General features: G+C 70.3%; 11 protein-coding genes. 1 reads left to right on the top strand and 10 read right to left on the bottom strand.

The genetic code is table 11. The features are described from left to right. Positions 1 to 36 precede the first annotated feature (36 nt). Positions 37 to 729 (bottom strand): N-acyl homoserine lactonase family protein, encoded by a 693-nt coding sequence (locus tag FSYMDG_RS07940; RefSeq protein WP_202797684.1) that lies wholly within the window; start codon positions 727 to 729, stop codon positions 37 to 39. 353 nt (positions 730 to 1,082) lie between these two features. On the opposite strand from FSYMDG_RS07940, the gene FSYMDG_RS28135 reads away from it, so the two are divergent. Next, the gene (locus tag FSYMDG_RS28135) at positions 1,083 to 5,987 is read left to right on the top strand and encodes a pentapeptide repeat-containing protein (protein WP_050803401.1); all 4,905 of its coding nucleotides are present in this window, start codon (positions 1,083 to 1,085) and stop codon (positions 5,985 to 5,987) included. 304 nt (positions 5,988 to 6,291) lie between these two features. On the opposite strand, the gene FSYMDG_RS07930 is transcribed toward FSYMDG_RS28135, so the two are convergent. The 9 genes from FSYMDG_RS07930 to hrcA form a co-directional block, all read right to left on the bottom strand. After that, positions 6,292 to 6,834: a VOC family protein gene (locus FSYMDG_RS07930; RefSeq protein ID WP_013873043.1), complete on the bottom strand. Its 543-nt coding sequence runs from the start codon at positions 6,832 to 6,834 to the stop codon at positions 6,292 to 6,294. A gap of 100 nt (positions 6,835 to 6,934) precedes the next feature. Further along, complete coding sequence (gene era / locus FSYMDG_RS07925; RefSeq protein ID WP_013873042.1) at positions 6,935 to 7,864, bottom strand: GTPase Era; 930 nt, start codon at positions 7,862 to 7,864, stop codon at positions 6,935 to 6,937. Further along, complete coding sequence (locus FSYMDG_RS07920) at positions 7,864 to 8,523, bottom strand: hypothetical protein (RefSeq protein WP_431307079.1); 660 nt, start codon at positions 8,521 to 8,523, stop codon at positions 7,864 to 7,866. Before FSYMDG_RS07920 ends, era begins: the two co-directional genes overlap by 1 nt. Positions 8,524 to 8,549: 26 nt before the next feature. Next, complete coding sequence (locus FSYMDG_RS07915) at positions 8,550 to 10,163, bottom strand: hemolysin family protein (protein ID WP_013873040.1); 1,614 nt, start codon at positions 10,161 to 10,163, stop codon at positions 8,550 to 8,552. Positions 10,164 to 10,247: 84 nt separating this feature from the next. Next, a complete protein-coding gene (gene ybeY / locus FSYMDG_RS07910; RefSeq protein ID WP_013873039.1) occupies positions 10,248 to 10,724 on the bottom strand; it encodes an rRNA maturation RNase YbeY in 477 nt (158 codons plus the stop codon). A gap of 108 nt (positions 10,725 to 10,832) precedes the next feature. Then, positions 10,833 to 11,861, bottom strand: a complete 1,029-nt coding sequence (locus FSYMDG_RS07905) for a PhoH family protein (RefSeq protein ID WP_013873038.1) — start codon at positions 11,859 to 11,861, stop codon at positions 10,833 to 10,835. Between the two features lie 205 nt (positions 11,862 to 12,066). After that, positions 12,067 to 12,912, bottom strand: coding sequence for a 16S rRNA (uracil(1498)-N(3))-methyltransferase (locus tag FSYMDG_RS07900; protein WP_013873037.1), 846 nt, complete (start codon positions 12,910 to 12,912; stop codon positions 12,067 to 12,069). A gap of 59 nt (positions 12,913 to 12,971) precedes the next feature. Next, positions 12,972 to 14,117 (bottom strand): molecular chaperone DnaJ, encoded by a 1,146-nt coding sequence (dnaJ, locus tag FSYMDG_RS07895; RefSeq protein WP_013873036.1) that lies wholly within the window; start codon positions 14,115 to 14,117, stop codon positions 12,972 to 12,974. Then, a complete protein-coding gene (gene hrcA / locus FSYMDG_RS07890; protein WP_013873035.1) occupies positions 14,117 to 15,136 on the bottom strand; it encodes a heat-inducible transcriptional repressor HrcA in 1,020 nt (339 codons plus the stop codon). The genes dnaJ and hrcA overlap by 1 nt, the downstream gene beginning before the upstream one ends. Positions 15,137 to 15,291: the final 155 nt, after the last annotated feature.

Genomic DNA, 15,291 nt, shown 5'->3' with positions numbered 1-15,291 from the left:
GTCCAACGCGCCGTCAGTCCAACGCGATCAACGTGATCAGCGCAGCGTCGGTGGAACAGCGCCGTCAGGCCGGTTGACGAGGGGGTCGCGGGCGGTCGGCACGGAGAGTTCGGCGGTCAGCGCAGGCCAGGCGACAGGGTCGTGGCCGGGCACCAGGCGCAGGCCGCGTTCGGACGCGATCGCCTTCAGCCGCCGGATCGGCTCAACGGTCGCTGCCGGCGGAACGCCGATCGTGCCCCCGACAGGCCGTTCACGGTCGATGTTCTCCTGCGGGTCCGCGGCATCGAACGCGAAGACGTACCCACCACCGCCCACCGCGGGGTCCAGCTCGACGACAAAACTCTGATGACCGGGGGTGTGCCCGGCGGTGAGGACCGCGGTCACCCCTGACACGATCTCGATGTCGCCGTCCGCCACCTGCCAGGTGATCGCGGGGTGGTCGAAGTCCATGCGGATGATGCCGGCTGCCTCCAGAGCCGCCGGATGGGTGCTGAGGCCGTGGTCGAGCTCGCGGCGCTGGATGTGCACTGGCGTGGTCCGCCCGGCGAAGTGACGCAGTCCCCCAGCATGGTCGTTGTGGAGGTGGGACACCGCAACCACGTCGACTCGCTCGAGAACGAGCCCGACCCGTTCGAGCTCGGCCTCCAGCGGATCGCCCGCCGTCCCCGGCCGGGAGCCACACGGCCACGCCGGTGTCGTGGTGGAAACGGCGGCACAGTGCCTTGTCACGCACGAACGCGGGGTTGAAGCCGGTGTCGATCAGCAACCAGACGCCGTCCGCCTCGACCAGTAGCGCCGGTACGGGTTCACGCAACCGGACGTCGTCCGGAGCGCCGTGCACGGACATCGAATACGGCACCTCGGCCCAGCCCAGAGTCAGCGGAATCACCCACCGCGCTCCCCTGCCCACCACCGCCTCCCGCCGGGCCGGTGTGCGCAGCCCTCCCGCCGTAGCCGCCCTCGCATCAGCTGCCCTCGCATCCCCGAGCACGACAGCCGTCCACCCGACCTTAACCCACGACCCGAGCGGCATAGTCAACCCGGACGGCACGATCCATGGCACACAGTGGCATTCTCGACCTGTGAGCAACGGGGATGATGCGGCCGGTGGCGGCGATGTCGGGTTCGACTTCTTCATCAGCTACACCGGTGTGGACGGGAGATGGGCGGAGTGGATCGCCTGGCATCTGGAGAAAAAAATCCAGATCAACAACCGTCCTACCCGGGTGTTCGTACAGGCGTGGGACCTCGTACCCGGATCGGACTGGACGACCCGCATGCATCGCGCGCTGCCCGCGTCCACGCGGGTGGTGCCAGTACTGTCGGAGACGTACCTGCGCGATTCCCGGTACGGCAACGCCGAATGGCTGGCGGTCTGGCCGGACGATCCGGACGGGTTTACGCGCAGAATCATTCCGATACGGGTCGGCGAATGCCAGCCGGACGGCCTTCTGCGTTCACGCACCTATATCGACCTGGTCGGCAGGGACGAGAACACCGCGACCGATGAACTGATCCGGGGAATCACCGCGTCCATCACCGGACGAGGAAAACCCACGACCGCTCCCACCTTTCCCGGCACCGGCGGCGGCAGCACCGCACCGACCTTTCCAGGAAACTCCCCGAAAGGATTTTCGGGGGATACCGACGAACATTCCGTCACCGTGCTGCACCTGTCAGGAATGCGACTACCCGCACCACCCACGGACGGTCGGACGCCTGCGGAGCTGGTCACCTGGCTGTCCGACGACCTGCGCAGGCTCGCCGGCACCGGCACCGGCACCAAGGAGCTACGTCCGGACCTCGTCATCATCACCGGCGACATCACCGAAACGGGCGCGAAACGCGAATTCGAGCAGGCGTACGATGTCCTGGCCGGGCTCGCCGACGGGCTACGCCTCAACCACAACCGGTTCGCGGTCATCCCGGGCAGTCATGACGTCAACGAGAAACTCTGCGAAGCTTACTTCCTCCAGCAGGAGGGCATGGACGAGGAGCCGGTCGCGCCGTACTGGCCGAAATGGACATTCTTCAACGGGCTGCTGCGCCGTTTCTACGGCCCGGACGCGGACGTCGGTTTCCAGGTCGGCGAAGAATGGTCGCTTTTCGCCATGCCCGACCTGAAGGTCGTGGTGGCGGGGCTGAACTCGACGATGGCCCAGTCGCATCTGGTGCGCCATGGCTGGCTGGGCACCGGGCAGCTCGACAGCGTCGCCGACGCCCTGCTTGAGCCCGCGTGGGAGGGCTGGTTGCGGATCGGCGCCGTACACCACGACCCGGTCGCCGCGGCGGCACCGCACAACAGCGAACTGCGGGACACCGAGGAGCTCGACCGGGCTCTCGCCCCGCGCCTGAACCTGCTTCTGCACGGGCGGGGCGGGGACGAACGGGGCGGGCAGGCGCGCACGCTCCCCTCAGGCCTGCCCGCGCTCCCGCTGGAACAGGGTGGCGGTCGGCTGCCCTACCAGGTGATCCGGATCGACCGGACGGGGTTCACCCGGTTCGCTCCTGGCCAGGACCCCGCGGGTGGCCGGAGCCCCGCCGGCAGGCAGCAGCCGGTCCGTACGCCCCACGATCTCGCCTCGGCATACGTCGTGTTTCCCCAGCCGCCGGCCCGAAACGGCACCGGTCACGACGGCAGCGATAACAGTGACGGCCATGACGACGGTGACAACGGGCAGTGGCCACACCGACCGACCGGCCTCGGCGGGGCGCCCCTGCCACCCGCACGGGTCCGTGACCGCCCCCGGGACCTGTTGGACGACGCCGCCGAGGTGGCCCGCCTGCGCCACCCGACCGCCAGGGTCGAGCGGGTGGAGGCCGCCGGGGAGATCGCCGCCCACCTGCGGGTCTGGCGCGCCGAAGGGCAGGTGGTGGAACAGCGCGTGATCGGCCTGATCGACGGCAACGCCAACGCGGGCACGGTGGAGGAGTTCGTCCGGACGATCCGTCGACGCTATCTTGCCGCGAGCCCGACGCTGTTCTGCGACCTGGTCTACTGCGGGGACGACCAGGCCGACCCCGAGCTGGTCGCGCAGGCCGAACGGACGGGTGTGCGGCTGCTGAGCATGCCCGAGTACCAGGGTGTGCTGGACCTGCGCGGCTACCTCGACCGGCAGACCGGGAGGCTGGAGTCCGATCAGATCTACCCGCCGGCCCTGTACGTGCCGCAGCGCGGCACCCGCCTGGACGTGGCGGACCGGCCGCTGTCGCAGGACGCGCTCGCGGACGTGGCGGGCTGGCTGACCACCGACCAGTCCCGGTTCGTACTGATCCTCGGTGACTTCGGCCGGGGCAAGACCTTCCTGCTGCGCGAACTGGCCCGGCGGCTGCCCGCCGAACTGCCGCACGTGACCCCGATGCTGATCGAGTTACGCGGGCTGGAGAAGTCGCACGACCTGGACACGCTGGTGGCGGCCCATCTGGCGAACAGCGGGCAGACCCGCATCGAGCTGGAGGGGTTTCGCTACATGCTGCGCGCGGGCCGGGTCGTCCTGCTATTCGACGGGTTCGACGAGCTGGCCCTGCGGGTGACCTACGACCGTGCGGCCGAACATCTCGGCACGTTGCTGGCTGCCGTGCACGACAAGGCGAAGATCGTGCTGACCAGCCGCACGCAGTACTTCCTCACCGACGACCAGGTGTTCAAAGCCCTCGCCCAACGGGTCGACCTGATCCCGGGCCGGCGCATCGTCCGGATCGAGGACTTCACCGACACCCAGATCGCAAGCTTCCTGCTTCAGCGGTACACCTGGGATCCGGCGGTGCGCACGACCGACCCGGCACACCGCCAGACCCAGGCCGAACGGCGAGCCCAGGCCGAGCGGCGGGCCACGGAGCGGATGGCGCTGATCCGCGGCATCCGCGACCTGCTGGGGCTCTCGCGCAATCCCCGGATGCTGTCCTTCATCACGGCTCTGGACGACGAGCGCCTGCGGCAGGCCCGCGGCGGCGACGGAACGATCCGCCCCGCCGACCTGTACCGGGAGCTGGTCGACGCCTGGCTCGACCACGAGGAACAACGCGCCCGCCAACGCGGAGCGTCACCCTCGCTGTCCAGGAAGGACCGGCTGGACGCGGCCACCCGCCTGGCGCTGACCCTCTGGGGCACCACCGAACATCACATCGGTGTGGAAGAACTGACGGCCACCGCCGCCGCGGTGCTGGCGAGCATGAGCAACCCGGCGAGACTCACCGGTGACGAGCTGACCCAGATGATCGGTTCGGGCACCCTGCTCGTGCGGGACGCCGACGGCCGGTTCTCGTTCATCCACTCCTCGGTGATGGAGTACCTGGTCGCCGCCGAGACCGCCAGCCAGTTCGCCGCGGGCAGCGCGCAGGAGCTGCTGGGAGCCCGGGAGATGTCGGAGCTGATGGCCGACTTCTTCGCGGACCTCACCGGCCGTGACCGGGCCGGCAGCTGGGCCCAGGATGTGGTCGACGACCCGGACGCCGCCGCCAAGGCGAAGGCGAACGCGGTACGCGTGGCCCGCCAGCTGGGCATCCAACTACGCACCAGAGCAAAGCTCGCCAACGCCGACCTGGCCGGTCAGGACCTCTCCCACCGGACGGACCTGCGGGAAGCCGACCTGCACGGGGCGAACCTGACCGACGCCCGGATCGCCCACACCGACCTGACCGGCGCCGACCTGCGCGGGGCGAACCTGACCGACGCCCGGATCGCCCACACCGACCTGACCGGCGCCGACCTGCGCGGGGCGAACCTGACCGGCACCACCATCGAGGACGCCACCCTCGCCCACGCGGACCTCTCCGGAGCGCGGCTGACCCGAGCGGAAGTCCGCGGCTCCCGTCTCGATGGGGCCGCGTTCCGTGGAACGCGGTTCGACCACGTTCGAATCGATCGTTCAGACCTACGCGGCGCGGACCTCACCGACGCGGACCTGTCCGACGGGCGGCTGACCGCGGTGGATCTCACCGCCGCGGTCATAACGGGCAGCCGCTGGCACCGCACGGCCGTCCTCGGAGGACAGCCCGAACACCTCGGTAGCAGGCCCGAGCTGGCTGATGCCGCGGTAGCCGGTCGTGACCGCGCACACCTGGCCCCGCTTCCCACGACCTCGCCCAGAAACACTGTGGACGCAACAGCGGTGGCCTTCTCCCCGGACGGCACGCTCCTGGCTACCGGAACACAGGATGGGCCGGTCAGCCTGTGGGATGTCCGTACCGGCCGCCGACAGCGCATCCTCGCCGACCACACCCAGTGGGTGTCGTCGGTGGCGTTCTCCCCGGACGGATCCACCATTGCCACCGCGGCCGGCGACCACACGGTGCGGCTGTGGGACACCACCACCGGCGACCCCCTGCCGCCACTCACCGGCCATACTGGCCCGGTACGGTCGGTGGAGTTCTCCCCCGACAGAACCACCATCGCCTCTGGATCGAACGACTGCACGGTACGCCTGTGGGACATCGCCACCGGCCGACGTCTGCGTACCCTCACCGGCAACCGCACAAGCTGGATGTCGTCGGTGGCGTTCTCCCCGGACGGATCCACCATCGCCGCCGCGGCCGGCGACCGCACGGTGCGGCTGTGGGACACCACCACCGGCGAGCCCCTGCACACCCTCCAGGGGCACATCAGCACGGTATGGTCCGTGCGGTTCTCCCCGGACGGATCCGTCATCGCCTCCGGATCGAACGACGGCACCGTACGGCTCTGGCGGGCCGACACGGGCACTCTGATCGCCACGTTGCTCGGGCCCACCAAAGACGCATGGGCCGTGTTCGTGCGCGACGGTTCCTACAAGTTCGGTGGCACAGCGAGTGAGTCGCTTCAGTGGAAAATCGGAAATGCTCGCTTCGACCTGGACGAGCTTGATTCGTATGATCCGACTATCCGCCGGCTGCCTGACGACGCGTCATTGCCGCTGCCCGCGGGCTGGCATCCCGTCGCTCTGCCGGATCCCCTTCCCTCACAACCATCATCCGGCTCATCATCGCGCGGCTGGTTCCGCCGCCGCTGACCGACCGGGGAATGCGCCAGAGCCTCACCGCCTGGCGCGGGAGTGGATGTCCGTTTTCCTGGGATGGCCGGCGCCCGCCTCGGTAATCCACAGGGTACGGCTGTCGTCGTCGACGGCGGACAACGCGGATGGTTCGTACCCGCCGCCTTGTAGGTGAAAACCGCTGTCACGACGACGTTTTCCACCTACAGCTTCCGCGGCCGTAGGTGGAAAACGTTGCTCTGGCCACAGTTTTCACCTACGGCTCAGGAGGTTCCGTCGAGCGGTGGACGGTTCGTCGGGTGGTCCCCCATGGTGCTGGGCGTCAGGAAACGCCTTCGGGCTGGGTGTCGCGGAAGCAGGCCACGTAGTCGTGCCAGACGAGTTTTGCCGCGAGGACGTCCTCGAAGGTGTACTCCTCGGTCGGGGTGTGCCAGTCCAGGTCGGTGGCGACGAACTGCAGCAACGCGCCGAAAGTGAGCTTCGGGCGAATGTAGGTCTGGCTCCATGCCGAGGAGGAGGTGTCGAGGCCCGCCGTGGCGTACCCACGAGCGCGCAGGCGGGTGTCGGTGTCGGTGACGTCGTCGACGATGAACGTCACGTGGTGCAGCCCCGGCCCCTTGCGCCGCAGGCTCTCGGAGAGGATCGAGTCCGCTCTGAGCGGCTGCATGAGTTCGATCTTAAAACTGGGGAAGCCGATGTGCGCCAGACGGATTCCCGTCTCGTCGTTGTCACCGCCCTTGATAAACACGCCACCGAGCGTGTCCAACAGCAGGGGCGCCGCCTCGGCCATGTCCGGCAGGGCGATCGCCACGTGGTCGATCCTCCTGACCTTCACCCCGTCACCGGGGGCTGCGTCCGTGCTCATTTCCGAACAGACAAAACAACCATTTGTTGAATGTCTCGCGACACCGCTCCGGGGTCAAGTTCTTCGTCTCCTCGGACGCGCGGCCGCGGCCGGCCGGCTGTCAGAAGCCGAGCCGGCGCAGCTGGCGGGGGTCGCGCTGCCAGTCCTTGGCCACCTTGACGTGCAGGTCCAGGTAGACGGGGGTGCCGAGCAGCGCCTCGATCTGGCCGCGGGCCCGCGTCCCGACGTCCTTGAGCCGAGCACCCTTCGCGCCGATGACGATCGCCTTCTGGCTCTGCCGTTCGACGTAGACGTTCACGTGGACATCGAGCAGCGGCCGGTCCGCCGGCCGGTCCTCACGGGGGATCATCTCCTCGACGACGACGGCGAGCGAGTGCGGCAGCTCGTCGCGCACCCCTTCCAGGGCAGCCTCGCGGACGAGCTCGGCGACCATCACCTGCTCGGGTTCGTCGGTCAGCTCACCGTCGGGGTACAGCGGCGGGCCGGGCGGCAGCCGACTGACCAGCACGTCCGCGAGCAGCCCCACCTGGAACGACGACACCGCACTGACCGGCACCACGTCGACGAAGTCCGCCAGCGAGCAGACCGCGAGCAGCTGCGCGCCGAGCGCGTCCCGATCGGACACCAGGTCACTCTTGGTGACGACCGCGACCAGCGGTGTCCGCTTGGGCAGCCGGGCGAGCTCTCCGGCGATGAACCGGTCGCCCGGGCCCACCGCCTCGTTCGCGGGGACGCAGAAGGCGACCACGTCCACCTCTGACAGGGTCGCGCGGACCACGTCGTTGAGTCGCTGGCCGAGCAGGGTCCGCGGCCGGTGCAGGCCGGGGGTGTCGACCAGGACGAGCTGGGCGTCGTCGCGGTGCACGATGCCGCGGACGGCGTGCCGGGTCGTCTGCGGGCGCCCGCTGGTGATGGCGACCTTCGAGCCGACGAGCGCGTTGGTCAACGTCGACTTGCCCGCGTTGGGACGTCCGACAAAGCAGGCGAACCCGGACCGGAACGGCGCTCCGGCCTCCGCCGAGGCGGCCACTAGGTGGTCACCCGGCCCCGGGCCACCCCGTCGGAGCCGGCGAGGAACACCGGCACGCCGGTACCGAACTCGCCCAGCACCAGCAGATCGTCGGCCCCCGGCACACCCGGCACACCCGGGGCGGCCGACGTCCCGGCCGCGCCCGCCGCAGCCGGGACGTCGGGCGCGCTCGCGGTGTCCGCGGTGTCCGCGGTGTCCAGCCCGGAGCCCGCCAACGGTCCGGCGAGACGGTCAGAGACGATCGCCGCCGCCTCGAAGCGGCGCGCTCCGCTGGACGCCGCCGCGACGACGGCGGCGGCGAGCGCGGACACGGTGAGCCGCTCCCGCGCGTTCTCCACGGTCGCCGCCACGTAGGTCCGCCCGTCGGTGTCCCGGACAGCCGCGCCTTCGGCGGTCGCGGTACCGCCCCGGGGGACATAGGCGCGCAGCCTCGCCGACCGGGCGAGGATCACGAGTTTGGCGTCCTCGGCCGACAGCGAGTCGTGAGCGACCCGGACGACGGCCGGGCGGCCGCCGGGGATGGCGTCCCCGGCGGCGGGCGCGTCGGGCCCGCTGTCGACCCGGCGGCTGTCCGCGCTGTCGTCGGCCCCCGCGGCGTCGACCCGTGCGGCGTCGACTCGCGTGTTGTCGGCCTGTGCGTCCAGGTCCAGCTCTGACACGCCGCCTGCCCCTGCCTCATCGAAGATCATGTGCGCGCCCCGGAAGCGGCACGGCGCGTGACAGTGCCGGTGGCACCCGCGTCACTGCCCTGCCTACGCCCGCCACCGCCACCGGCAGCACCCACAACGTCATTATCTGTACTAAAAGTACTGCCTGTACCACCCGTCCCGCCCGTACCGTCCGTACGATTCTTACCGGTCCGGTCACCGCCACCCTGCTCCCCGTCGGCCCGGTGGCTGCCCGCGTACGCGGCCTCGCTCCCGGAACCCCCGGCGGCCCTGGAGCCCCCGGGCCCGTTGCCCCGGGGTGGGCCGCCACCGGCCGTGTCGCCCGTGGGTGTGGACGCGGACCCACCAGCGGCGACGTCCCCGGCCTGCCCGGACAACCGGCGCACCACCACGGTACCGATCTGGTTGCGCCGGCCGGCGGCGCTCTCAGCGGTGAGCGTGACCACGCCGACGGTCGCCGTCGCCCCCGGCAGCGGTACCCGGCCCAACGCGTTCGCCAGCAGCCCGCCGACAGTCTCCACGTCCTCGGAGCCGGGCAGCTCGTCCGTGCCGAAGAGTTCGCGCAGATCGTCCACGCCGAGCCGGGCGGTCACCCGGGCGGTGTCGCCGTCGATCCACTCCACCGGGACGATCTCGGCGTCGTACTCGTCTGTGATCTCGCCGACGATCTCCTCGAGGATGTCCTCGATGGTGACCAGCCCGGCGGTCCCGCCGTACTCGTCGATGACGATCGCCATGTGGGTCCGGGACGCCTGCATCTCGCGCAGCAGGACGTCGGCGTGCTTGCTCTCGGGCACCAGCGCGGGTGGCCGCATGACGTCGGAGACGGGCCGGGTGTCCCAGCCCTCGCGCTCCCGGCCGACCATGTCCTTGAGGAAGGCGATCCCGACGACGTCGTCCACGCTCTCCCCGATCACCGGGATGCGGGAGAAGCCGCTGCGCAGCGCCAGCGAGATCGCCTGGGCGACGGTCTTCACCGACTCGATGTAGACCATGTCCGGCCGGGGGACCATCACCTCGCGCACCAGCGTGTCCCCGAGCTCGAAGACGGAGGCGATCATGTCACGCTCGCCGCGCTCGATGACGGAGTTCTCCTCGGCGAGGTCGACGAGGTCGCGCAGCTCCGCCTCGGTGGCGAACGGGCCGTCGCGGTAGCCGGGGCCGGGGGTGACGGCGTTACCGAAGGCGATCAGCAGCCGTGGCAGCGGCCCGAACATCCGGCCGAGCCAGCTGGTCAGCCCGGCGGTCGCGAGCGCGATCACCGGGGCGTGCTGGCGGCCCAGCGTCCGGAACACGACCCCGACGAAGATGTAGGCGAACAGGGTCCCGACCAGCGCGCCGAAACCGACCGCGATGAACCCGGCACCATAGGTGTGGACCGCGATGACGGTCACGCACGCGGCGGCGACCATCTCCCCGACGATCCGCAGCAACAGCAGCAGCGCCAGGTAGCGCCCGGGGTCGGCGACGATCGTGGCCAGGCTCGCGGCTCTGGGGCGCCCCGCGCGCACGAATCCCTCGACCGCGACCCGGGAGACCCGGGTCAGCGCGGCGTCGATGCATCCGATCCCGGCCGCGAACAGCGTGGCCAGCACCGCGAGCAGCAGAAGTGGAACATCACCGTAGCCCATTGGTCCGCCCTGTCAGCTCCCCCGGCAGGCTCAGTGCGCGGCGCTCCTCCGGCACGCTCAGTGCGTGGCGCTCTCCAGGCACGCTCAGTGCGTGCCGGCGGCACGGGCGGAGGCCCAGGAGGTCAGCAGCCGGGACTGCACCGCCCACATCTCCCGCTCCTCGTCCGGCTCGGCATGATCGTAACCGAGCAGGTGCAGGATGCCGTGCGTGCACAGCAGGTGCATCTCGTGCTCGGTCGAGTGCCCCGCCTTGGCCGCCTGCCGACGGGCGACCTCCGGGCACAGGACGATGTCGCCGAGCAGCAGGGTCGGGTCGTCCTCGCCCGAGTCCGGCGCGGACGGGTCGAACGCGTCGTCCTGGGGGAAGGCCAGCACGTCGGTCGGGCCCTCCTCACCCATGTAGCGGACGTGGAGCTCCTCCATCGCGGCCTGCTCCACCAGCATGACCGACAGCTCCGCCAGCGGGTTGACCTTCATGGTGTCCAGCACGAACCGGGCGAGCGCGGTAAGGGTGACCTCATCGGCCTCGACACCCGACTCGTTCGCCACGAACACGGCCATCAGTGATCCATCCTCATCCGGCGCCGCGCCGTACGCGGCCCATCGTCGTCGGCATGCGCTCCGGTCCGCGAGCCGGTGCGCGCCGTGGCCCGCTGGTCGGCGTGCCCGTCACCGCCGGTCCCGGCGGGCGGCCTGGGCCGGTCGGGGTCGCGGCGCGCTTGCCGCGTCCCACCGGGCATAGGCGTCGACGATCTCGCTGACCAGCCGGTGGCGCACCACGTCCGTGCTGGTCAGGACCGCGAAGTGGACGTCGTCGAGGCCGTCGAGGATCTCCCGGACCACCCGTAGGCCGCTGCGGGTGCCGCTGGGGAGGTCCACCTGGGTGACGTCCCCGGTCACAACGATCCTGGAGCCGAAGCCGAGGCGGGTGAGGAACATCTTCATCTGCTCGACGGAGGTGTTCTGCGCCTCGTCCAGGATGATGAACGCGTCGTTGAGGGTCCGCCCGCGCATGTACGCCAGCGGCGCGACCTCGATGGTGCCGCTCTGGATCAGCCGCGGGATCGAGTCCGGGTCGACCATGTCGTGCAGGGCGTCGTACAGCGGGCGCAGGTATGGGTCGATCTTGTCGTAGAGGGTGCCGGGCAGGAAACCGAGCCGCTCCCCCGCCTCGACCGCCGGCCGGGTCAGGATGATCCGATTCACCTGCTTGGACTGCAGCGCCTGCACGGCCTTGGCCATGGCCAGGTACGTCTTGCCGGTACCGGCCGGGCCGATGCCGAACACGATGGTGTGGGCGTCGATCGCGTCCACGTAACGCTTCTGGTTGAGCGTCTTCGGCCGGATCGTCCGGCCCCGGCTGGAGAGGATGTTGAGGGTGAGCACCTCGGCCGGGCGTTCCTCGCTGCCGCTGCGCAGCATCGACAGCGAATGGTCCACGTGGGCCGGGGTGAGCTCGGCCCCGGACTCCAGCACAGCGATCAGCTCGGCGAAGAGCCTGGCCGCCAGCGCGTTCTCCTTCGGAGGACCGGTGATGGTGATCTCATTGCCCCGGACGTGGACATCGGACGATAACGCCTGTTCGACAACGCGCAACAGTTCGTCCTGGTGGCCGAGCAGGCTCACCATGCTGTGCGCACCGGGAACGACGATGCGCGTAACGGTCCGCTGGTCGGACTGGGAGGTGGAATCGGTCATGGGTTGCGGCCGGCGCCGGCCACGGGACCTCTCGAACGACATGAGTTCAGTACGGTCCTTCAGTGTAGCGATCCTCGGGCCTGTTGGACCTCCCGGGCCGGCCGCCGAGCCGGTCGTCGCACTGGCCGTACCAGCACAACAGCCGGCACGACAGGCACAACGAAGGCCGGCGGGACGCCGGCCGCGGGCACACCGGGTACACGATCTAACGCTCCCATCGGGACGTGCGGGAGAGAACGACCGCGGCGGCGACCACGCCGGCGGTCGACGTCCGCAGCACGGTGGGACCGAGCCTGGACGGCCGCCCCCCGGCCGCGGTGAACACTTCCAGTTCGGCGTCGGTGATCCCGCCTTCCGGGCCCACCACGACGACGATCTCCGCTGCCGGGACGGCGTCCGGCAGAGCAGGCGCCCGGGTCGCGGTCAACCCGGCGGTGGCCGACCCGGCCACGGACGCCGTGGTGGCAGGCGGCCCAGCGGCAGCCGTCGCGGTGGCGAAGGACCCGGTAGCGGCCGTCGTCGCCGCGGCGAGCACCCGGGTCAACGGTTCGGCGGCATCCTCGTGCAGGACCACGGCGAGCTCGGCCGCGGTGAGCCGGGCGGCGGCGGCGTCGGTGTCGGTGGGAGCGGTGACCCGTGGCCAGAACACCCGCCGCGACTGCTTCGCCGCCTCCCGGGCCGTCGCCGACCAGCGGTCATGGGCACGGGCGCCCCGCTCCCCCGCCCAGCGCACGACCGAGCGGGAGGCCGCCCAGGGGACGATCTCGTCGACCCCCACCTCGGTCATGAGCTCGACGGCGAGCTCGCCGCGGTCGCCCTTGGCCAGCGCCTGGACCACCACGAGCCGGGGCAGCCGCGCCGGGTGCACGACCCGGCGCTCCACCGCGCAGTCGATCTCGTCCCGCCGGCAGCGCACAACCGTGCACTCGGCAACCACGCCACGCCCGTCGGTGACATCCAGCCGTTCACCGGGGCGTAGCCGCCGTACCGTAGCCGCATGCCTACCCTCGGCACCGACCAGCGTCAGCTCGACGGCGTCCGGCACCGGCACCTGGTGGAACAGGGGTGCGGTCAGCTCTCAGGCCCTTCGAGGGTCACCGACGGTCACGCTTACCGGGTGCCACGGGAGCCGCGCAGCCGGGAGAAGAAGCCCTGGCCGTCAGCGGAGCCGCTGCCGCCGGAGATGACCGCCGGCTGCTCCTCGTCCCGCAGCTTCGCCAGTTCGCGCAGCAGCCGCTCCTGCTCGGCGTCGATCTTGGTCGGTGTCTCGACCACGACGTGGATGTGCAGGTGGCCGCGTCCGACCGAACGCAGGTGCGGGACGCCCCGACCGCTCATGGTGATCACATGGCCGGGCTGGGTGCCGGGCTTGACCGTGATGGTCTCACTGCCGTCGAGCGTGTCCAGCGTGCAGGTAGTGCCGAGCGCGGCGGCGGTCATCGGGACGCGCAGCTCGCAGTGCAGGTCGTCGCCCTCCCGGGTGAACACCGGATGGGGGCGCTCCTGGACTTCGACGTAGAGGTCGCCGTTGGGGCCGCCGCCCGGGCCGACCTCACCCTCGCCGGACAACCGGATGCGCATCCCGTCCTCGACCCCGGAAGGGATCTTGACGGTGAGGTTGCGCCGCTTGCGGACCCGGCCGTCGCCGCCGCACTCCCGGCACGGGTGCTCGATCACCGTCCCGGTGGCGCCGCAGCGGGTGCACGGCCTGGAGGTGACCATCTGCCCGAGGAAGGAGCGGGCGACCTGCTGGATCTCCCCGCGCCCGTGGCAGACCGGGCAGGTCACCGGATGGCTGCCCGGCGCCGCGCCGTCCCCGGAGCAGGTACCGCACACCACGGCGGTGTCCACGGTGATGTCCCGGGTCGTCCCGAAGGCGGTCTCGGAGAGGTCGAGCTCAAGACGGAGCAGCGCGTCGTTGCCCCGGCGCACCCGCGAACGCGGCCCACGGCTGGCGCCGCCGCCGAAGAAGGCGTCCATGATGTCGCCGAGGCCGCCGAAGCCGGCTCCGAACGACGACCCGCCGGCTCCCCCACCGGGCGCCAGCGGATCCCCGCCGAGATCGACGATCTGGCGCTTCTCCGGGTCGGAGAGGACCTCGTAGGCCGCGGTCACGGCCTTGAAGCGAGCCTGCGCCTCAGGGTCGGGGTTGACGTCGGGATGCAGCTCGCGGGCAAGCTTGCGGTAGGCCCTTTTGAGCTCATCGTTCGAGGCGTCCCGGCGTACGCCGAGCACCTCGTAGTAGTCGGTGGCCATCAGTCGGCACCCAAGAGATCACCCACATACTTGGCGACGGCCTGGACGGCCGCCATGGTTCCCGGATAGTCCATCCGCCTTGGACCGACCACCCCCAGGCCACCCAACGCGGACGCCCCGCGACCGTACCCCGTCGCTACCACCGATGTGGAACGCAACGCATCCACGCTGTTTTCGTGGCCAATACGGACCGTGACGGTATCGAGGTCCCGTACCTCGCCGATCAGTTTCAACAGAACGACCTGCTCCTCCAGAGCCTCCAGAAGCGGACGCAGCGTATCGGCAAAGTCGATGGCGGAACGCGTCAGGTTGGCGGTACCCGCCAGAGCGATCCGTTCCTCCGGCTTGTCGACCAGCGCCTCCATCACAACCGTGATCAGCATGTTCAGGTGCGGACGCAGCCCCGGCCGGGCCTCGTCCGGCAGGTTGGCGACCGCCTCGGGCGCGTCCGCCAGCCGACGCCCGTTCAGCGCCGCGTTGAGCACGGTGCGCAGCTCGCTGACGGTCGGGTCGTCCACCGGCTCGGGTACTTCGACGACCCGCTGCTCGACCCGTCCGGTGTCGGTGATCAGTACGAGCAGCAGGCGCACCGGTGTGATCGTCACGATCTCGATGTGCCGGACGCCGCTGCACGACAGCGACGGGTACTGCACGACCGCGACCTGGCGGGTCAGCTGCGCGAGCAGCCGGACCGACCGCCGGACCACGTCGTCGAGATCGATCGCGCCCTCCAGGAAGCTCTGGATGGCCCGCCGCTCGGCCCGGGACAACGGTTTGACCCCCGACAGCCGGTCGACGAAGAGGCGGTAGCCTTTGTCCGTGGGAATCCGGCCGGCGCTGGTGTGCGGCTGGGTGATGTAGCCTTCTTCCTCAAGTGTGGACATGTCATTACGGACAGTAGCAGGAGACACCCCGAGCTGGTGGCGCTCGGCCAACAGCTTGGAGCCCACGGGTTCGTTGCTGAGCACGAACTCCTCAACGATGGCTCGAAGTACGTCCAGCCGCCGTTCCTCCAGCACGCCGTATCACCCCTTTGCCACGCTGAAGCCGCCGGGTGAGGTCAGCGACGACCACACGAAGCCACCGAGGCCGCCGAGGCCGCCGAGGCCAGAAACCCGCCGGCGGGACGCTCTGGCACTCGATTGCCGCGAGTGCCAATTGTAGCTGTCCTGGC

The organism is Candidatus Protofrankia datiscae (assembly GCF_000177615.2).
Taxonomy (GTDB): domain Bacteria; phylum Actinomycetota; class Actinomycetes; order Frankiales; family Frankiaceae; genus Protofrankia; species Protofrankia coriariae.
The sequence above is the reverse complement of the archived record's forward strand: the minus strand, read 5'-3'. Positions and strand labels throughout refer to the sequence as shown.